Genomic DNA, 19,218 nt, shown 5'->3' with positions numbered 1-19,218 from the left:
GGCAACCTGATTGGTTGCCTGGCGGGAATGAAGCAGAGGCCAGATCGATTGTATCGATCCGGCCTCTTTATTTATTTACTGGAATGAGCCGGTTTGGGTGGTGCTGAACGGGACGACCGTAATGTGGCTCGGTTCGGCGTTATTGTCCTGTTCGCCATCTGGATCATGCTGGATGTTTTCCTGATCGTCGGCCTGGCTGTCTGCTTGCATGAACAGTGTTGGGTTGGCGATTTCATCGTGATTCTTGTACATGATCGATTCCTTTTTATCGAGGCGGAAAGTCAATGCATCGACCGTCTTGCGTGGTCATTGCGTTTTCATCCGTTGGCAAAAAATTCTTCGCGACGTCGAGTGGCGAGAATAGAGGAGCCTTCATTTGATGGCGATCAGCGATTTCCTTGAACGTCGGTAGGAATACGCTGACACATGATGTGAACGGCATGGAGACCATTCGAATGCTGGAGGGAGAGCGTGTCTTCCTTTCAACAGAGCCGCGAGTCTATCATCGACTCGCAGAGAATGCGACGCTTGCTTTTATTGCACGCCTTGCGACGACAGATTGTATTGCTGCATGGAAATTTAAGGCGTGCGATCAAGCCGCGCGAATATCGACTGCATCGGCGTCGGCTTCCCGTCGTTCCTGTCGCCACTCCATCAGCGTTTTCAATACGAGCGTCACCAGCGCCATGCAGGCGAGCAGAGCGGCAGCAGTGAAGGCCGCAGCGGTCTTGTAATCGTTGTTCAACTGTTCGACCAGCAACGGCAGCGTCAGTGTCTGGTTCATGATGGTGCCGGATACAACCGCAACCGCGCCGAACTCACCGACTGCACGCGCGTTCGTGATCACTGCGCCGTACAGCAGCGCCCATTTGATATTGGGTAGCGTCACGTGCCAGAAAATCTTCCAGCCGCTGGCGCCGAGTGAGAGGGCGGCGATTTCCTCTTCCGTTCCCTGCTTCTGCATCAGTGGCATCAGGATGCGCGCGATGTAAGGCGCGGTGACGAACACGGTGACCATGATGATGCCGGGCCAGGCAAACATCAGTTGAATGTCTTCGGCGTACAGCCATTTCCCGATGGTGCCTTCCAGTCCGTAGACGACCAGATAGCAGAAGCCGGCCACGACCGGCGATGTCGCATACGGAATTTCGACCAGCGTGATCAGGAGGCGACGACCGAAGAAGTCGTAGTGTGTGACGCACCACGCCAGCAAAATGCCGAACACCAGATTGATCGGCACCGTCATCACCGCGGCCAGCAGCGTCAGGCTGATCGCGTGCAGCATGTAGTCTTCACGGACGTTCTGCCACAGCAGCGCGAGGCCGCCGCTCAATGCCTGCGTGAAGATCAGGATCAGCGGCAGCACCAGCAGCATGACTGCGAGCAGGATGCCGACACCGATCAATATCCATTGATGCGCTTCGGCAGGGCGTTTGATTGTGCGTGCCATCCTTGCGCTCCCTTACGATTTGTTGAACAGTCGGCTCTGCACCAGCTGCAGCAGGAACAGCAGTGTCAGCGAAGCCAGCAGCACCACTGACGCGATGGCGGCGGCGGCAGGATAGTTGTATTCCTGCAGACGCACGAACAGCATCAGCGACGTCACTTCGGTTTCGAACGGGATGTTCCCCGCAATCATGATGACGGCACCGAACTCACCGAGGCTGCGGATAAAGGCTTGCGACGAACCGGTGATCAGTGCCGGCAGCAATGTCGGAAAAATCACGCGCGAGAAAATCTGCCACTTGTTTGCACCCAGCATCAATGCGGCTTCTTCCAGTTCGGCTTCCATGTCTTCCAGTACCGGTTGAACCGAACGCACGATGAAAGGAATACTGGTGAAGATCATCGCCACCACGATGCCGGGGAAGGCATAGGAAATCTTGATGCCGAATGTTTCGAATGCCTGACCGAGCCAGCCGGTCGGAATGAACAGCGCCGACAGCGTGATGCCGGCTACCGAGGTCGGCAGTGCGAACGGCAGATCGACGAGCGAATCGAGCAAACGTCTTCCGGGAAAATCGTAGCGGGTGATGATCCATGCCCAGAGAAAGCCGATCACCGTGACGGTGATGGTTGAGTAAAACGCAGCCAGGAGCGTGACCTTGTAACTCTGGATCAGACGTGCGTCGCTGATGGCAAACCAGTATTGCGACCACGTCATGCCGCTGACGTAAAGCAGCAGGGCGGAAATAGGCAGCAGGATGACGAGGCTGATGTACAGCGTCGAAAAGCCGAAGCTGATCGAGAAGCCCGGCAGGACCGGCGTGCTGCGGAAAAAGCGGAATGGCAGGTTCACGATAGGCGATGGTCAGAACGGCGCGACGTCAGCGCAAATGGGTGGTACAAAACAAACGACCATCCGGACGGATGGTCGTGTGGACGGGTGGCATTGTAAACCACCGTCGGGCTGGATGCCAAAGCGGCCGGCAAATCAGTGCAACTAAAGCCGCATGACTCGCCTCCGATCAGACATGCCGATCAGCGACGCTGCGCGAGCAACTGGTCGAGGATGCCGCCGCTGGCGAAATGCGTGTCCTGAATGGTGTCCCACGAGCCGAGTACCTTGACCGGATCGATCAGGCGCACTTTCGGGTACTTGTCAGCCATGACCTTGGCGATGTCCGGATGATTGACGCGATAGTTGAATGTCGTCAGCAGCAACTGGATTTCGCGGGTGTACTCATAGTTCAGGTACGCAGTGGCAACCTTGCGCGTGCCTTTGTCATCGACGACCTTGTCGACGACAGCAACCGGAAACTCTGCCAGAACGGAAACCGGCGGCGTCACGACTTCATAACCGCCGGACTTGAACTCGTCGCTCTTCGCGATGTTGATTACTTCCGATTCGAAGGTCAGCAGTGCATCGCCCTGATTGTTCTGTGCAAAAGCCACCGTTGCGCCACGGCCGCCGGTCGGGAAGTTCACGACGTTGTGCAGCAGCTTGCCGACAAATTCCTTGGTCTTGGCCTGGTCGCCCTTGAATTTTTCGTTCGCATACAGCCATGCGCCGAGATAGGTGTAACGTGCATTGCCGGAGGTTTTCGGATTCGGGAACACGACTTTCACATCGTCACGGACCAGATCGTCCCAGGTCTTGATGTTCTTGGGGTTGCCCTTGCGAACCAGGAAAGCGATCGTGCTGTAATAAGGCGACGAGTTGTTCGGGAAGGCTTTTTGCCAATCCTTGTGGATCAGGCCGCGCTTGGCGAGGATGTCGATGTCGGTGACCTGATTGAAGGTAACGGTATCGACTTTCTTGCCTTGCAAAATGTCCTGTGCCTGACGCGAGGTACCGGCGAACGATTGGTCGATTTTCAGATCCTGGCCGGACTCCTTTTTCCAGTAAGCCTGGAATTTAGGATTGATGGCCGCAAAAACTTCGCGTGCCACGTCGTAAGACGCGTTCAACAGCGGTTTTTCCTGAGCGTGGGCGGTGCCGGACAACAGCGTTGCCGTTGCAGCAAGCAGGACGATTTTCTTGAACATTGTTCACTCCATGTTTTTGTTGAAACGGTATCGGGCGGCCGCTGTTCTTGTCTGACGCAATGAATCGATGCGAAGCGGAAAACGACTATAACAAAGTTCCTTATTCGTTCAAACGATATCTTTTGTATTAAAGCATGCTGAAAAAGCATAAGGAGCATGTGGCCTCTATATGGCGGTAGCTATATGAATATCGCGGCCGCAGTCGTGCCTGCATCACATCCCAAACAAAAAAGCCCCTGCCGATTCGGCAGGGGCTTTTTGTGTGAATCCGGATGAACGGATGCGAACGGAATTACGCCAGGTTTTTCGAAGCGAAATCCCAGTTGACCAGCGCCCAGAACGCTTCCAGGTATTTCGGACGTGCGTTGCGGTAGTCGATGTAGTAAGCATGTTCCCAGACGTCGCAGGTCAGCAATGGCTTGTCCGTTGTGGTCAGCGGCGTTGCAGCGTTCGACGTGTTGACGATGTCGACGGAGCCATCAGCCTTCTTGACCAGCCAGGTCCAGCCGGAACCGAAGTTGCCGACGCACGACTTGGTGAATTCTTCCTTGAACTTGTCGAACGAACCCCATTTCTTGTTGATCGCATCGGCGATCGCACCGGTTGCAGCGCCGCCGCCGTTTGGCTTCAAGCCGTTCCAGTAGAACGTGTGGTTCCAGACTTGTGCTGCATTGTTGAACACGCCGCCGGAGGATTTCTTGATGATGTCTTCGAGCGACATGTTTTCGAATTCGGTGCCCTTGATCAGGTTGTTCAAATTCGTCACATAGGTTTGATGATGCTTGCCGTAATGGAATTCAAGCGTCTCTTTCGAGATATGTGGAGCAAGTGCATCCAACGCATAGGGCAGTGCCGGCAGGGTATGTTCCATGGTCGTCCTTTGTGAGGTTAAAAATAAGATGTTCTTTTTGAAAGGGCCTTATTGTAAAGCGGTTATGCCCTCTCTGCATACGATCCTGCCAATTTCCGCCCGGCATGTGACGGTGCGATGACTGCGCTTATTCCGTATCCAGCGTCTGCTGCACGCTGGCGATGCCGATCTGGGCGGCCCCTGCGGCCAGACGCACGGTCACGTTTTGCCGCGGATGCAATTCCTGCGGCGCGCGGACGATCCTGCCCTTGTCATCGGTGACGATCGCGTAGCCGCGTTCCAGCGTGCGTTGGGGGTTCAGCATTTCCAGTTGTGCCGTCAAGGCATTCAGCCTGTGCTGTTGTCGTGCGACGTGGGCATGAACGCAATTCGTCAGGCGCCGCGCATTTCCGGCGACATGCAGACGCTGCGTGCGGGTATCCGGCAGTTGCGTCTGCCAGCGATTGCGCAGATGTGCGAGCGCAAAGCGTGCGTGATCGAGCGGCATGCGCGTGGCGTGGCGCAGACGCGCCTGCAGGTTTTGCAGCTTGACGCGCTCATGCGCGATGTATGCCGCCGGACTGATCAGGCGGCGCGACATCCAGTCGAGGGTCTGTCCCGCATCGCTCAACTGCTTCTTCAGCAGATAACCGAGATCGTCGGTATGCGCTTCCAGTTGCGCCAGCCATTCCGTGCGTGGCAGCGTTGCCAGTTCTGCGGCAGCGGTCGGTGTGGGTGCACGCAGGTCTGCAGCGAAATCGGCAATCGTGAAATCGGTTTCATGGCCGATGCCGGCGATGACGGGAATGTCGCAACCGGCAATCGTGCGCGCGACGATTTCGTGATTGAACGACCACAGGTCTTCAATGCTGCCGCCGCCGCGACAGACCAGCAGCACATCGCATTCGGCGCGGGCGGAGGCGGTGGCGATCGCCTGTGCGATTTTGTTGGCCGATCCTTCACCCTGCACCGGAGTCGGATAGAGAATGGCGCGCACATGCGGTGCACGTCGTTTCAGCGTGGTGAGAATGTCGCGCAGCGCGGCCGCTTGCGGACTGGTGACAATGCCGATGGTGCGCACGAACGTCGGCAGCGGGCGCTTGCGATCAGCGTCAAACAGGCCCTCCGCCGCCAGTTTTTCCTTCAACTGCAAAAAGGCTTCATACAGATTGCCGACGCCTGCACGACGAATGGATTCCACGCTCAACTGGTAATCGCCGCGCGGTGCATATAACGTGACGAGTGCACGTACTTCCACCTTGTCGCCTTCGCGCGGTGTGAAGTCTGCATATTGCGAACGGCCGCGGAACATCACGGCACGCACCTGAGCGGCATCATCCTTCAGTGTGAAATACCAATGACCGGATGCAGCACGCGTGAAATTGGAAATCTCGCCGCCTATCCACGACAGCGGGAAGCTGCGTTCCATCATGCGCGAAACGGCCTGGTTGAGCGCTGAAACGGTCAGTACGGGAGCGGCGGATGATTCTTTCATGGAGTGACCTGATGCGTTACGGGATTGCACGATATCGACGGAATGCGGACACCATGCGATCGAAGACAGATGGTAAAGGAAATGCGCGACTTTCACGCATGGATGCGGTTTCTGTCGTCATTGAATCTTAATTCCGCGGCGTCATGGCGCGAGCGCGCAGGCCGATAATGCCTTCGACGATCAACAGCACTACGGCGAGCCAGACAGGAATATAGGTCAGCCACGCGCTCCCGCTGATGCTTTCGCCGAGCAACAATGCAACGAATACCAGCAGCACCGGTTCCACATAACCGAGCAGTCCGAACAGGCTGAGACTCAGCATCTGGCTGGCCAGCATGTAGAACACCAGTGCAACCGAACTGAGAATGCCGAGTAGCGGGATCAGCCACAGCAATGCGCGATGATCGCCCACGGCATCCAGACCAACAGTGCCATTGGCGATAAACCATAATCCGACCGGCAGCAGCAGTGTCATGTCGAACCACAGGCCGCCGAGATTGTTCGCGTCCATTCTGCGCCGCAGAACGAAGTAGACCGGATAGCCAAAGGCGACGACCAGCGTTTCCCAGGAAAAACTGCCGACCTGGATGAATTCATTGACGACACCGAATGTGGCACAGACGGCTGCCAGATTCTGCAGGCGCGACAGGCGTTCGCCATACACCAGTCTTCCGGTCAACAGCATCGTCAGCGGCAGCAAAAAATAGCCAAGCGAGACATGCAATGCACGACCGTGCAACGGCGCCCACATGAACAGCCACAATTGAATACCGAGAAAGGCCGATGTCGCGAACGCACCGACAATCAGCAGCGGACTGCGTGGCATGCGTCGCGCGAGATCACGCACCATGTGCTGCCGGCCGCCGAACCAGATGAATGCGGTCAGAAAAGGAAACGTCAACAGCGTGCGCCAGCCGAAAATCTGTTCGCCATCGAGCGGTGTCAGCAGTGTCGAATAAAAATACAGCAGCGCGAACAGCATCGAGCCGATGACGGAAAACAGAACGCCCTTGGACACCGCGACTCCATGAGATTGCGCAGGCATCGCGCGATGCGCAAGTATAAGATCATTCCCAAGATCATCCGCCTATCGGATCTTGTTTTTCGCGTGAAAACGCTGTCGGTACCGCGTCTTCGCATGTCATGGCCGGATTTGCCATCAGGATGTCCGTTTTTGCATGGTGATAGGCTGTCATACAGCCATAAGCTGTCTTCCAATGGCATGTTTATTCATTTATGATGACCCCAGGATGACAGCAGGAGCCACTCTCCGGCAGCAGCGACATGTCTTTGATGAAAAGACAACACGGGATTGGCCGCACAAGGCGTCGATTGCGGCCTTGAAAAACAGCAGGACGCGGCTTCCAGAGATGGAGGCCGTTTTCTTTTGTTGCACGAAGAGTGGCCTGCAGTATTGAAATGCCGTTTCATCGGCAGCATTTATCTACATATGTCCCGTATTGATCGGGACGGCGCAAGCGGACCGCACATCGCTGCGGAACGACACTGGAGCTGTAATGGATTTTGAAATACCGGAATCGCTGGTCAGCGTATTGCTGGAGATGATCGAGTCCGATTCGCCATTGGCGAAGCGACTGTCCGAACATGGCATCTGTCACGGTCGCACGATTGTATCGAGCAAGCTGTTTGACGCAAAGGCGATGAACACGCTGTACAGCCTGTGCAAGGCGCAAGACGAGCGTGCATTGCTGTTCCAGATGCTGGCGCTCGACAATATTCACAATGCGCCGCAGGCGCGCAAGATCCCCGATCTGGAAAAACTGGTTCCGGGACTGGCTGCCTATTTTGCGCGTGACGTGATCGACGGCTGGCTCTACAAGCGCAACAAGGATGGCGTGATGCTGCCTTGGTTGATCCATCGCCTGCGTCATGTGGTACCGGATCAGGGCGCGCCGTACGTCGTGATTGATCTGATCGCCAACACTGTGCAGGCGGCCAGCAAGGAAGAGTCGTCCGACATGCGGATGCGCCGCGCCGGCATGACCAACGCAATCGTCATCAACAGACACGACATCATCAATCGCACGATTCCGGAGTTGCTCGGCGAGTTCGGTTACTTCAAGGAATGTGCCGAGTTCAAGCAGGAATACGAGCTGCATGCCAAGCGCTTCATCAAGCATCAGCGCGAATTCGGCAAGCAGTTCATTGCGCGCCATGCCGCATTCACCATTGACGACAAATCGCGTATCGCGATGCTGGCGTTGAAAGAAGGCGTCGTCGCCAAATGTGTCAACGATGAGGAAGTCCTCGAACGCCGTTTCGAGATGGTGGCCGATGCAGAATTCTGGCGCGATGCCGGTTATGAAACCGCATTCGAAAAAATTCCGCTGCATTGCTACATCCATCTATTCCACTTGGAACTGCACCAGAACATCTGGGTGCACGTGCAGAACCTGACCGAATACAAGTACAAGCCGGAACTGCGCGACAAGCTGATTCTGCCATTGCATCATCGCGACCTGATCGACATCCTGACGGCCGACATGAGCGTGCTGATGGAAGATATCGTCGAAGGCAAGTCGGGTGGCACCACGATTTTGTGCAAGGGTGCGCCGGGCCTGGGCAAGACGCTGACTGCCGAAGTGTATTCGGAAGTGGTCGGCAAGCCGCTGTATCGCGTGCACTCCGGCCAGCTCGGCATTACTGCCGCGTCGGTGGAAGAGAATCTTTCATCGATTCTGCGCCGCGCCGCGCGCTGGGATGCGATCCTGCTGCTGGACGAAGCGGACGTCTACATCCGTTGCCGCGATAACGACCTGCAGCACAATGCGATCGTTGCCGAATTCCTGCGTACGCTGGAATACTTCAAAGGCCTGTTGTTCATGACGACGAACCGCATCGAGGACGTCGACGATGCGATCCTCTCGCGCTGCATTGCGACGATCCAGTACGAGGTTCCGCCGAAGGAAGATGCGATGCGCCTGTGGAAATCGTTGTCGACACAGTTCCATGCCGATCTGTCGGACGAATTGATCGACAAGCTCAGCGACATCTACGCGAAGTGCAGCGGGCGCGACATCAAGGAGCTGCTGAAGCTGACGTCGAAATATTGCAAAAGCAAGCAGATTCCGTTCTCGGAAGATACCTTCCGTCAGTGCGCGATCTTCCGCGGCATCAAGTAAAACGAAAGGACGGCCGCGCAAACAGCGAACGGCCTTTTTTTTCAAAACGCACCGCGAGTCGGTGCGTTTTTTATTGGTCGAGCGGTTGATGCGGTGTGCAATCGAAAGCGGATAGGTCTGTCCGTGGCCGCGGTTATGCACCGCCTCTTTTCGAGGCAATGAAAAAAATCGCTTTGAAATCAATCGCTTCGATCGTCTATCCACGGTTACGCACAATGTTATCCACAGAAAATGTGCACAACCCTTATTTGCATCATTCAACGGATGAATAGGGGTGACGCCAGACAGTGTGCATCCATGCCGACAGCCGATGCACGCTACTTGCTCTCGCTGCGTCAAACCGTTACATTCTCCATCCGTAGCGCTCGAATCATTTACCGAATCAAAGAAGGAGCTCCCTTTGCTCGCCATTATTCACGCAGCAGGCTGGCCGATCTGGCTGTTGCTGATTGCATCCATCATCGCATTGACCCTGATTATCGAGCGCAGCCTGTATCTTCGCCGTCGCCGCATTCTGCCGCCGACGCTGCTGGAAGAAGTCATTCGCGTCTATCACAACGGCAAGATCGACGGCAATGTCATCGCCACGCTGGAACAGAATTCACCACTCGGTCGCGTCCTCGCTGCGGGTTTGCGCAATGTCAATGCACCGCGCGACGTGATGAAGGAATCGATCGAAGAAGCCGGACAAGGTACGGCACACGAACTGGAACGCTTTCTCACCACGCTCGGCACGATCGCCACGCTGGCGCCGCTGATGGGCCTGTTCGGAACCGTGGTCGGCATGATTGAAATCTTCGGTTCGCAGAACGCGACCGGCACCGGTTCCAACCCGGCGCAACTGGCGCACGGGATTTCGATCGCGCTGTACAACACCGGTTTCGGCCTGGCGATCGCGATGCCTTCGCTGGTGTTCTACCGCCACTTCCGCGCGCTCATCGACAGCTTCATCGTGGACATGGAACAGCAGGCGATCAAGTTCGTCGATATCGTGCATGGCGTTCGTCGGTAACCGGAGCACAGGCGCATGAATTTCCGCAAAGGGCAGGGCCGCGAAGATCCCGAGATCAACCTGATCGCCTTCATCGACGTGCTGCTGGTGATTCTCATCTTCCTGATGGTATCGACCAGCTACAGCAAGTTCACTGCGCTGCAGATCACGCTGCCGACCGCCGATGCGGAAAAAGCGATGGAGCGTCCGCAGGAAATCAATGTCGGCGTCGATGCGCAAAATCGCTACCTGATCAACAACAATCGCGTCGCCGTGCAGAATCCGGAGGGTCTCGCCGCTGAACTGACCGCCGCGGCCAATGCTTCCGGCAAGGCGAATCCCGACCCTGTGATCATCATTGCCGCCGACGCGACCGCAACCCATCAGACGGTGATCAATGTACTGGAAGCCGCGCGCATTGCCGGTTTTTCAAAAGTAACGTTCGCGGCACAAAGCAAGAAGTAAACGAAGTTATTTCAGCCTGACCATCAGGGCCGCGATCGCGGCCTTGTCCATTCAAGGAAGTCGCCCTTGGCCCTGCAGCGTTCCACCATCGAAGAATTCCTGACAAAAACGTGGACGCAACGCGAAGCAGCGGCGCGTTTTCTGCTGCCATTGTCCTGGCTGTTCGGCGCATTGACAGCACTGCGACGTCTGGCCTATCGCTGCGGTATCGCACGCGCGCATCGTCTGCCGGTGCCGGTCATTGTGGTTGGCAATATCTTTGTCGGCGGCACCGGAAAGACGCCGCTGACGATCTGGCTGGTACAGGCTCTGCGTCAGGCCGGTTTTCATCCGGGCGTGGTTTCGCGCGGCTATGGTTCGACCGGCGATGGGCCACGCGCGGTAACGGCGCAATCGCTGGCACAGGAGGTGGGCGACGAGCCTTTGCTGATCGCCGGCAGAACGCACTGTCCGGTCGTGGTCAGCCGCGACCGCGTCGGTGCCGCGCGGATGTTGCTTGCCGCGCACCCGGAAACCGACATCATCGTTGCCGACGACGGCTTGCAGCATTACCGGCTGGCGCGCGATATCGAAGTCGTGCTGTTCGATAGTCGCGGCGTCGGCAACGGCTGGTTGTTGCCGGCCGGTCCGTTGCGCGAACCGGCGTCGCGTCGTCGCGACTTTACCGTCGTCAACGGGTCGCATGAAGAGGCCGAAGGGTTGTCTGGCGCATTCCGCATGCGGCTGGCCGGGCTGATGGCCGAACACCTGATCTCATCTGAAGAAACCACGCCGCGCGCACTGCGTTCTTTCGCGCAAACGGTCAGCGGTTATTCGCCGGTGCAGATCGTTGCTGCAGCCGGCATCGGCAATCCGGCGCGCTTTTTCACGTTGCTGCGCGAGGCTGGTCTGCAGTTCCGTGAGATGCCGCTGCCGGATCATTACGATTTTTCCGACAATCCGTTCGCCGGCGTCACGGCGGAAGTCATCCTGATTACGGAGAAGGATGCAGTAAAATGTCGGCAAAACGCAGCATTGAAAAACGACCCGCGCATCTGGGTCGTGCCCGTGACGGCGCAGATCGATCGCGCCCTCGCCGAACAAATTGTGGAGAAACTCCGTGGACACTCGACTGCTTGATATTCTGGTTTGCCCGATCTGCAAAGGTCCGCTTGAGCATGACAAAAAGGCGCAGGAACTGATCTGCAACGCCGACAAGCTGGCCTATCCGATTCGCGACGGCATTCCGATCATGTGGGCCGATCAGGCTCGCGATCTTGCAGCGGCCGCACCTTCATCGAACTGACGATTCGTTTCATCATCGCTGCATAAGGTTTCCGAAGTTCGTATGTCTTTCATTGTCATCATTCCCGCGCGTCTCGCTTCCACCCGATTGCCGAACAAGCCGCTGGCCGATCTGGGCGGCAAACCGATGATCGTGCGCGTTGCGCAGCGTGCCGCGCAGTCCGGTGCATCGCGTGTCATTGTCGCGACCGATCATGCAGACATCTTCGATGCGTGTCGGCAGAACGATATTGCGGTGCAAATGACGCGTGCCAATCATCCGTCGGGTACCGATCGCATTGCCGAAGTCGCTGCGGCGATCGGCTTGCCGGACGATGCAGTGGTGGTCAACGTGCAGGGTGATGAACCGTTGATCGATCCTTCATTGATTGCCGCGACGGCGGCCCTGGTTGCACGCGATGTGCCGATGGCAACAGCCGCACATGCGATTCAGGAGACAGCGGATATATTCAATCCGAACGTCGTGAAAGTTGTGCTCGACAAGAATCAGCGCGCATTGTATTTCTCGCGTGCAACGATTCCGTGGCATCGCGACGGCTTTGCGCAGAGCAAGGAAGTATTGCCGAAAGGGTATGCGCCATTGCGACATATCGGCCTGTACGCCTATCGCAACGCATTTTTGCAGGCGTATCCGGAATTGCCTGTTTCTCCATTGGAACAAATTGAAGCGCTCGAGCAACTGCGTGTGCTGTGGCATGGTTTTCCTATTGCGGTGCACGTTACCGACCATGCGCCGGCAGCCGGCGTCGATACGCCGGAAGATCTCGAACGCGTGCGCCGTCACTACAATCTGTAAAGCGCAATGATGCGCCGCATCAAAATCAATGGGTGGTTTTGACGTCATTTTGTGGTAACTTTCGGGCACTGTTCACAAGCAGCATCCGTTAATCAAACACTCTCTCGCCGGTGTGCGCACTGCGCACCTTCAGCCACAAGAATTCAAAAATTCGTTTTTTTTAGGGAAATTTCATGCGCCTCATCCTTCTAGGAGCGCCTGGTGCCGGTAAAGGCACGCAAGCTGGTTTCATCAAGGAAAAATTCAACATTCCGCAAATCTCGACGGGCGACATGCTGCGCGCCGCCGTCAAGGCCGACACGCCGCTCGGTCTCGCCGCCAAGAAAATCATGGACGAAGGCGGCCTGGTGTCGGACGACATCATCATCGGTCTCGTCAAGGATCGCCTGAAGCAGCCGGACTGCGCACAAGGTTATCTGTTCGACGGTTTCCCGCGCACGATTCCGCAAGCCGACGCCATGAAGGAAGCCGGCGTTGCGATCGACTACGTACTCGAGATCGACGTGCCGGACGCAGCCATCGTCGAACGCATGAGCGGTCGTCGCGTGCATCCGGCATCGGGCCGTACCTATCACGTCACCTTCAATCCGCCGAAAGCGGAAGGCAAGGACGACGTCACCGGCGAAGAGCTGATCCAGCGCGACGACGACAAGGAAGAAACGGTTAAGAAGCGTCTCGCCGTCTATCACGATCAAACCGAAGTGCTGGTCGACTACTACAACAAGTGGGCCGCATCGGGACAGCCCGGTGCGCCGAAGTACCGGAAGATCGCCGGTGTCGGACCGGTGGAGCAAATTCGCGACAGCGCCTTCGCTGCACTGCAAGGCTGACAGAGCAAAACAAGCGGACCATGTGTCCGCTTTTTTCTTGCCTGCTTCCTTGTCTGTCTTTTGCCGACTTGTTTGAACCTGCAACTCGATATAGCATCAAATCAGCCAGCCCAGGCTCGCACAATAAAAAGGGCGACGGAAGTCTTGCAGTACGCAGCACGACGGACGACTTTGATGTCCGCCGGAATGTCGTAGCGGTCAATTCTTTGTCGTGACAACAAGAGGAGTCGATATGTCCATCTCCATATGGCTGGTCATTGCGTGCGGTGTCGTTGCGGTGGTCTACGGGCTGGTGTCGCGCAGCTGGATTCTCGGACTCGATCCGGGCAATGCGCGCATGCAGGAAATCGCGTCGGCAGTGCAGCAGGGTGCAGCGGCCTATCTTGCGCGGCAATATCGAACCATCGCCATCGTCGGCGTCATCCTGTTCATCATCATCGCTTTCGCACTCGGCTGGCTGACTGCGGCAGGCTTCCTGGTCGGTGCAGTGTTGTCCGGCGCCTGCGGGTTCATCGGGATGAACGTCTCGGTACGCGCCAACGTGCGTACCGCGCAAGCTGCGACCAAGGGAATGAGCGAAGCGCTGGACGTGGCATTCAAGGGCGGTGCGATCACCGGCATGTTGGTGGTGGGCCTCGGCCTGCTCGGTGTGGCGATCTTCTTCCTGATACTTATCCTGTCTGCACAGCACGGTTCCTTCGTCGGCACATTGCACGATGCGATCGTACCGCTGGTAGGACTCGCATTCGGCGCATCGCTGATCTCGATCTTCGCGCGTCTCGGCGGCGGCATCTTCACGAAAGGCGCGGACGTCGGCGCCGATCTGGTCGGCAAGGTCGAAGCCGGCATTCCTGAAGACGATCCGCGCAACCCGGCCGTGATCGCGGACAACGTAGGTGACAACGTCGGCGATTGCGCCGGCATGGCGGCCGATCTGTTCGAAACCTATGTCGTCACGCTGATCGCGACCATGCTGCTGGGTTCGCTGATGATGACCGGCATGGAATTCACTGCAGCGATTTATCCGCTGCTGCTGGGCGCCGTATCCATCATTGCTTCCATCGTCGGTTGTGCGATGGTGAAAGCGAAGGAGGGCAAGAAGATCATGTCGGCGCTGTACACCGGATTGTGGTGGGCGGCCGGCCTGTCGCTGATCGGCTTCGCCATCGTGACGTGGCTGGTGATGCCGCCGCCGCTGTTCGTGCCGATGCTCTGTGCAGCTGCGACCGGCATCGTGCTGACGGCGGTGATGGTCTACGTGACCGAGTACTACACCGGCACCGATTACAAGCCGGTGCGCCATGTCGCGCAGGCGTCGACGACCGGGCACGGCACCAACATCATCGCCGGCCTCGGCGTATCGATGAAGGCGACCGCGTGGCCGGTGGTGGCGGTCTGCGTGGCGATTTTCGTTTCCTACTGGTTCGGCGGACTCTACGGCATTGCAATCGCAGCGACGGCGATGCTGTCGATGGCCGGCATCATCGTCGCGCTCGATGCCTACGGTCCGATCACCGACAACGCCGGCGGCATCGCCGAAATGGCCGGCATGCCGGAATCGGTACGCGCGATCACCGATCCGCTGGATGCAGTCGGCAACACGACGAAGGCGGTGACCAAGGGTTATGCGATCGGTTCCGCCGGTCTTGCCGCACTGGTGCTGTTCGCCGATTACACGCATGCGCTGGATTCGGTCGGCAAGGGCACTTTCTTCGATCTGTCGAATCCGATGGTCATCATCGGCCTGTTCATCGGCGGCCTGATTCCGTATCTGTTCGGTGCGATGGCGATGGAAGCGGTCGGCCGTGCTGCCGGTGCCGTCGTCGTCGAAGTGCGCCGCCAGTTCAGCGAGATCAAGGGCATCATGGACGGCAGCGGCAAGCCGGAGTACGACAAGGCCGTCGACATGCTGACCTCGGCGGCGATCCGCGAGATGGTGATTCCGTCGCTGCTGCCGGTCGTGATTCCGATCGCGGTCGGCGTGCTGCTCGGCCCGGCTGCATTGGGCGGCCTGCTGATGGGTGCGATCGTCACCGGCATCTTCGTCGCGATCTCGATGACGACCGGCGGCGGCGCGTGGGACAACGCGAAGAAATTCATCGAAGACGGCAACCACGGCGGCAAGGGTTCCGAAGCGCACAAGGCGGCGGTGACCGGCGATACCGTCGGCGATCCGTACAAGGATACGGCCGGCCCGGCTGTCAATCCGCTGATCAAGATCATCAACATCGTTGCGCTACTGCTGGTGCCGTTGCTGCCGTTGTCCGGCATGGATGTGGCGGCTGTCCATGAAGAGACATCGATGGTCGTCGTCGCGCCGAACAGCGTTGCGCAACAGCAGGAAGATGCGTCGCAGAATAATGCGCAGTGAAGTGCATAAGGTGCGTGAAGTGTATGTAATGAGGTGCATGCAATGAGACGCATGCAATGAAGTAGGGTTTGCCTGCTTCTGTCCTCTGAAGACGATGCAAGAAAAGGCAGCTGCGGCTGCCTTTTCATTTGTGACCATTTATGGCGGCATCGGACTGCACATCGATGCGCATAAGCTGGTGCGCTGCGGAGTAGGCGCAACGCGATTACACTGCTGCAGGTTATCTTCTGGCCTTTCTGCGGAGCCTGCATGTCCCGATTCGTCGTTGCCGTCATCCTGTGTGCCGCCTTTGCCGGCACACAGGCCGAAACCGTTCTGCGCGAACCGCTGCCGGTCACGCCGGAAGCGGCCAGCGGCTACAGCGCCAAGCCGGGATGGACGGCGCAGAAATTCATGGTCGCTGCCGCCAATCCGCTGGCGGTCGATGCCGGATACCAAATGCTGAAGCAGGGCGGATCGGCCGTCGATGCGGCCATTGCCGTGCAGATGGTGCTGACGCTGGTGGAGCCGCAGTCGTCCGGTATCGGCGGCGGCGCTTTCCTGCTGTATTTCGACGGCAAGGATGTGCGTGCTTTCGATGGACGTGAGACGGCGCCCGCGTCAGCCACCGAGAAACTGTTCCTCAATGCTGACGGCAAGCCGATGCCGTTCTTCGATGCCGTCGTCGGCGGCCGCTCGGTCGGTGTACCGGGCGTGCTGCGCATGTTGGAAATGGCGCATCGCCAATACGGCAAGCTGCCGTGGCATGCGCTGTTCGAACCGGCGATCCGGCTGGCGGAAGACGGCTTCGTCGTCAGCCCGCGACTGGCGATGCTGCTGAAGGAAGAGCCGTACCTGAAGAAGGATGCGACAGCAGTGGCTTACTTTTACGACGGCAACGGCCAGCCGTGGCCGGCCGGACATGTGTTGAAGAACCCCGCACTGGCACGGACGCTGCGGCAGATTGCCGAAGGCGGCGCCGATGCCTTTTACACAGGCCGCATCGCACGCGATATTGCCGACAAGGTCGCGCACCATCCGACCAACCCCGGCGGCATGACGACGGCCGATCTGGCCGGTTATCGCGCGAAGGTGCGCACGCCGGTCTGCAGTGCTTACCGCATCTGGATGGTCTGCGGCATGCCGCCACCGTCGTCGGGCGGTATCGCCATCGCGCAGATGCTCGGCATTCTGGCGCAGACGGACATGGCGATGTTGAAGCCGAGCGGTGGCGAATGGAATCCGCAGGCCGCACATCTCTTTACCGAAGCAGGCCGGCTGGCCTATGCCGATCGCAACCGCTATGTTGCCGATACCGATTTCGTTCCGCTTCCCGGCAACAGTTACGCGCCGTTGCTGGACAAGACGTATCTGTCGCAGCGTGCCGCACTGATCGGCGAACGCTCGATGGGCCATGCGGAGGCCGGCGTGCCGCGCGGCTGGCAACTGGCATGGGGCGACGATGCGTCACCGGAACTGCCGTCGACGTCGCACATGTCGATCGTCGATGCGGACGGCCATGCGGTCGCGATGACGACGACGATCGAGAATGCCTTCGGCTCGCGGCTGATGGTGGACGGTTTTCTGCTGAACAACGAACTGACGGATTTTTCCGCAGTGGCGGAAGACGAACACGGACCGGTCGCCAATCGCGTGCAGCCCGGCAAGCGGCCGCGCAGCACGATGGCGCCGACCCTCGTCTTCGACAAATCGAACCGCCTGATCCTGGCGATCGGTTCGCCGGGCGGCTCGTCCATCGTCAATTACGTGGCGAAGGTATTGATCGGCACCTTGGACTGGGGACTGGATATGCAGCGGGCGATCGATCTGCCGAACGTCGGCAGCCGCAACGGCCCGACAGAGCTGGAACAGGGCCGGATATCGCCGGCGCTGATCGCCGCATTGACGGCGCGCGGCCATGAAGTACTGATCGAAGAACAAACTTCGGGATTGCACGGCATCATGCGTACGCGAAACGGTGCCGGCTGGTTCGGCGGTGCAGATCCGCGGCGTGAAGGAATCGCGCGCGGCGACTGAGTGCGGCGATGCTGCGACCAATGGGACAGCCGATGCCACCGCAGCCAATGCAACGACAGCAGACGCTTGCTTGCCCGAAACCGCAAACGCCCTAATAATGGATCGTATGCAAGATCGGAAAAAAATCGCATTGATCCTGACCGGCGGCGGCGCGCGCGCTGCCTACCAGATGGGCGTTCTGCAAAGCGTGTCCGCGATTCTGCTGGAGGCAGGATGGTCGGCTGACCGCAATCCCTACGACATCATCTGCGGCACATCCGCCGGCGCGATCAACGCCACCGCGCTGGCCTGTCATGCCGACGATTTCAGCAATGGCGTGGAGCGCATTACCAACGTCTGGGAAAACTTCACGGCGGAACAGGTCTATCGTGCCGATTCGCTGGGCGTGTTGCGGTCCGGTGCGCGCTGGCTGTCGCTGCTGTCGTTCGGCTGGCTGATGCGAACATGGCGGGCGAATCCGCCGATGTCGCTGCTGGACAATACGCCGCTGGTCAATCTGCTGAACCGGATGCTGAACCTGCCGAAGCTGGACAAGGCGCTGGCGGAAGGCAAGCTGCATGCGCTGGCGGTGACGGCATCGTCCTATACGGCTGGCCAGCACATCACCTTCTACCAGAGCGAAGCCGACATCGAACCGTGGGTACGTACGCAGCGCAGTGCGGTGCGTGCGCAGATCGGCATCGAGCATCTGCTGGCGTCGTCGGCGATTCCGCTGATCTTCCCGGCCACGCCGATTTTCTGCGCTGGCCGCCGCGAATATTTCGGCGACGGATCGATGCGTCAGCTGGCACCGATCTCGCCGGCCATCCATCTCGGTGCGGACAAGGTACTGGTGATCGGCTCCGGCCGCCTGCTGGAACCGGCGATCGATCCTGCCGCGCATGCGCAGTATCCGACGCTGGCGCAGATTGCCGGCCATGCGATGTCCAGCATCTTCCTTGACAGTATCGCCGGCGATGTCGAACGCCTGAACCGGATCAACGAGACGCTGTCGTTCCTGACGCCGGAGCAACTGGCGCGTACGCCGTTGCGGCCGATCCAGATGTTGTCGATTTCGCCGTCGGAACGGCTGGACACGATCGCCAGCCGCCATATCGGTAGCCTGCCGCGGCCGGTGCGCATGCTGCTGGCCGCTATCGGTGCGACCGAAGTACGCGGTGCGGCGCTGGCATCCTATCTGTTGTTCGAAAAAAGTTACACGTCGGAGCTGATTGCACTCGGTCGCCAGGATGCATTGGCTCACAAGGCGGAGATACTTGCCTTTTTTGCACAAGAGCAGGGCGATACCATGACGCCGGCTTTGCGCGCCGCCAGCTGATCCGCGTTTGCTTGCGGACTCCAGCGCCTGTCTATTGCTTCGTTGCCGGCAACACGGTACGCTCGATGCCGAAATGTGGCTGAATTGATAAAAACAGCTCTTGAAACAAGGAAAAGATTCGTGAAAACCAAATTTATTCGGCGTTTTGGGCTGTTTTTCGCTACATTACT

The 19,218-nt window shown here is 58.3% G+C and carries 17 protein-coding genes; 10 read left to right on the top strand and 7 right to left on the bottom strand.

Annotation, left to right across the window (positions count from 1 at the left end):
* Positions 1 to 75 precede the first annotated feature (75 nt).
* The 7 genes from VN114_RS07880 to rarD all read right to left on the bottom strand — a co-directional run bounded on the left by VN114_RS07880 (position 76) and on the right by rarD (position 6,852).
* The gene (locus VN114_RS07880) at positions 76 to 252 is read right to left on the bottom strand and encodes a hypothetical protein (protein ID WP_325513689.1); all 177 of its coding nucleotides are present in this window, start codon (positions 250 to 252) and stop codon (positions 76 to 78) included.
* 340 nt (positions 253 to 592) lie between these two features.
* Positions 593 to 1,450 carry a sulfate ABC transporter permease subunit CysW gene (gene cysW / locus VN114_RS07875; RefSeq protein WP_325513687.1) on the bottom strand — a complete coding sequence of 286 codons (858 nt, stop codon included), beginning with the start codon at positions 1,448 to 1,450 and terminating at the stop codon, positions 593 to 595.
* 12 nt (positions 1,451 to 1,462) lie between these two features.
* Positions 1,463 to 2,299: a sulfate ABC transporter permease subunit CysT gene (gene cysT, locus VN114_RS07870; RefSeq protein WP_325513685.1), complete on the bottom strand. Its 837-nt coding sequence runs from the start codon at positions 2,297 to 2,299 to the stop codon at positions 1,463 to 1,465.
* 182 nt (positions 2,300 to 2,481) lie between these two features.
* On the bottom strand, positions 2,482 to 3,489 hold the full coding sequence (gene cysP, locus VN114_RS07865; protein WP_325513683.1) for a thiosulfate ABC transporter substrate-binding protein CysP: 1,008 nt from the start codon (positions 3,487 to 3,489) through the stop codon (positions 2,482 to 2,484).
* Between the two features lie 292 nt (positions 3,490 to 3,781).
* Positions 3,782 to 4,360, bottom strand: coding sequence for a superoxide dismutase [Fe] (sodB, locus tag VN114_RS07860; RefSeq protein ID WP_325513681.1), 579 nt, complete (start codon positions 4,358 to 4,360; stop codon positions 3,782 to 3,784).
* A gap of 127 nt (positions 4,361 to 4,487) precedes the next feature.
* The gene (gene xseA / locus VN114_RS07855; RefSeq protein ID WP_325513679.1) at positions 4,488 to 5,834 is read right to left on the bottom strand and encodes an exodeoxyribonuclease VII large subunit; all 1,347 of its coding nucleotides are present in this window, start codon (positions 5,832 to 5,834) and stop codon (positions 4,488 to 4,490) included.
* Between the two features lie 127 nt (positions 5,835 to 5,961).
* Positions 5,962 to 6,852 carry an EamA family transporter RarD gene (rarD, locus tag VN114_RS07850; protein ID WP_325513677.1) on the bottom strand — a complete coding sequence of 297 codons (891 nt, stop codon included), beginning with the start codon at positions 6,850 to 6,852 and terminating at the stop codon, positions 5,962 to 5,964.
* Positions 6,853 to 7,351: 499 nt separating this feature from the next.
* On the opposite strand from rarD, the gene VN114_RS07845 reads away from it, so the two are divergent.
* From VN114_RS07845 to VN114_RS07800, 10 genes are all read left to right on the top strand, one after another.
* The gene (locus VN114_RS07845) at positions 7,352 to 8,977 is read left to right on the top strand and encodes an ATP-binding protein (RefSeq protein ID WP_325513675.1); all 1,626 of its coding nucleotides are present in this window, start codon (positions 7,352 to 7,354) and stop codon (positions 8,975 to 8,977) included.
* 400 nt (positions 8,978 to 9,377) lie between these two features.
* Positions 9,378 to 9,989: a MotA/TolQ/ExbB proton channel family protein gene (locus VN114_RS07840; RefSeq protein WP_325513673.1), complete on the top strand. Its 612-nt coding sequence runs from the start codon at positions 9,378 to 9,380 to the stop codon at positions 9,987 to 9,989.
* Between the two features lie 15 nt (positions 9,990 to 10,004).
* The gene (locus tag VN114_RS07835) at positions 10,005 to 10,433 is read left to right on the top strand and encodes a biopolymer transporter ExbD (RefSeq protein WP_325513671.1); all 429 of its coding nucleotides are present in this window, start codon (positions 10,005 to 10,007) and stop codon (positions 10,431 to 10,433) included.
* A 66-nt stretch (positions 10,434 to 10,499) separates the two neighbouring features.
* Complete coding sequence (lpxK, locus tag VN114_RS07830) at positions 10,500 to 11,552, top strand: tetraacyldisaccharide 4'-kinase (RefSeq protein WP_325513669.1); 1,053 nt, start codon at positions 10,500 to 10,502, stop codon at positions 11,550 to 11,552.
* Positions 11,533 to 11,718 carry a Trm112 family protein gene (locus VN114_RS07825; RefSeq protein WP_325513667.1) on the top strand — a complete coding sequence of 62 codons (186 nt, stop codon included), beginning with the start codon at positions 11,533 to 11,535 and terminating at the stop codon, positions 11,716 to 11,718. The genes lpxK and VN114_RS07825 overlap by 20 nt, the downstream gene beginning before the upstream one ends.
* Positions 11,719 to 11,760: 42 nt before the next feature.
* Complete coding sequence (gene kdsB, locus VN114_RS07820) at positions 11,761 to 12,513, top strand: 3-deoxy-manno-octulosonate cytidylyltransferase (protein ID WP_325513665.1); 753 nt, start codon at positions 11,761 to 11,763, stop codon at positions 12,511 to 12,513.
* 173 nt (positions 12,514 to 12,686) lie between these two features.
* A complete protein-coding gene (gene adk, locus VN114_RS07815) occupies positions 12,687 to 13,343 on the top strand; it encodes an adenylate kinase (protein WP_325513663.1) in 657 nt (218 codons plus the stop codon).
* A gap of 232 nt (positions 13,344 to 13,575) precedes the next feature.
* Complete coding sequence (locus VN114_RS07810; RefSeq protein ID WP_325513661.1) at positions 13,576 to 15,714, top strand: sodium-translocating pyrophosphatase; 2,139 nt, start codon at positions 13,576 to 13,578, stop codon at positions 15,712 to 15,714.
* A 249-nt stretch (positions 15,715 to 15,963) separates the two neighbouring features.
* On the top strand, positions 15,964 to 17,730 hold the full coding sequence (gene ggt, locus VN114_RS07805) for a gamma-glutamyltransferase (protein ID WP_325513660.1): 1,767 nt from the start codon (positions 15,964 to 15,966) through the stop codon (positions 17,728 to 17,730).
* A gap of 106 nt (positions 17,731 to 17,836) precedes the next feature.
* A complete protein-coding gene (locus tag VN114_RS07800) occupies positions 17,837 to 19,048 on the top strand; it encodes a patatin-like phospholipase family protein (protein WP_325513658.1) in 1,212 nt (403 codons plus the stop codon).
* Positions 19,049 to 19,218: the final 170 nt, after the last annotated feature.

This window comes from Oxalicibacterium sp., assembly GCF_035565035.1.
GTDB lineage: Bacteria > Pseudomonadota > Gammaproteobacteria > Burkholderiales > Burkholderiaceae_D > Oxalicibacterium.
Note: the sequence above shows the minus strand (reverse complement) of the source record. Positions and strands in the feature narration are given on the sequence as shown.

Bases quoted from the DNA above. Each gene is read 5' to 3' on its own strand.
- VN114_RS07880 (WP_325513689.1), bottom strand. From the start codon at position 252: ATGTACAAGAATCACGATGAAATCGCCAACCCAACACTGTTCATGCAA.
- cysW (WP_325513687.1), bottom strand. From the start codon at position 1,450: ATGGCACGCACAATCAAACGCCCTGCCGAAGCGCATCAATGGATATTG.
- cysP (WP_325513683.1), bottom strand. From the start codon at position 3,489: ATGTTCAAGAAAATCGTCCTGCTTGCTGCAACGGCAACGCTGTTGTCC.
- sodB (WP_325513681.1), bottom strand. From the start codon at position 4,360: ATGGAACATACCCTGCCGGCACTGCCCTATGCGTTGGATGCACTTGCT.
- xseA (WP_325513679.1), bottom strand. From the start codon at position 5,834: ATGAAAGAATCATCCGCCGCTCCCGTACTGACCGTTTCAGCGCTCAAC.
- VN114_RS07845 (WP_325513675.1), top strand. From the start codon at position 7,352: ATGGATTTTGAAATACCGGAATCGCTGGTCAGCGTATTGCTGGAGATG.
- VN114_RS07835 (WP_325513671.1), top strand. From the start codon at position 10,005: ATGAATTTCCGCAAAGGGCAGGGCCGCGAAGATCCCGAGATCAACCTG.
- kdsB (WP_325513665.1), top strand. From the start codon at position 11,761: ATGTCTTTCATTGTCATCATTCCCGCGCGTCTCGCTTCCACCCGATTG.
- adk (WP_325513663.1), top strand. From the start codon at position 12,687: ATGCGCCTCATCCTTCTAGGAGCGCCTGGTGCCGGTAAAGGCACGCAA.
- VN114_RS07810 (WP_325513661.1), top strand. From the start codon at position 13,576: ATGTCCATCTCCATATGGCTGGTCATTGCGTGCGGTGTCGTTGCGGTG.
- ggt (WP_325513660.1), top strand. From the start codon at position 15,964: ATGTCCCGATTCGTCGTTGCCGTCATCCTGTGTGCCGCCTTTGCCGGC.
- VN114_RS07800 (WP_325513658.1), top strand. From the start codon at position 17,837: ATGCAAGATCGGAAAAAAATCGCATTGATCCTGACCGGCGGCGGCGCG.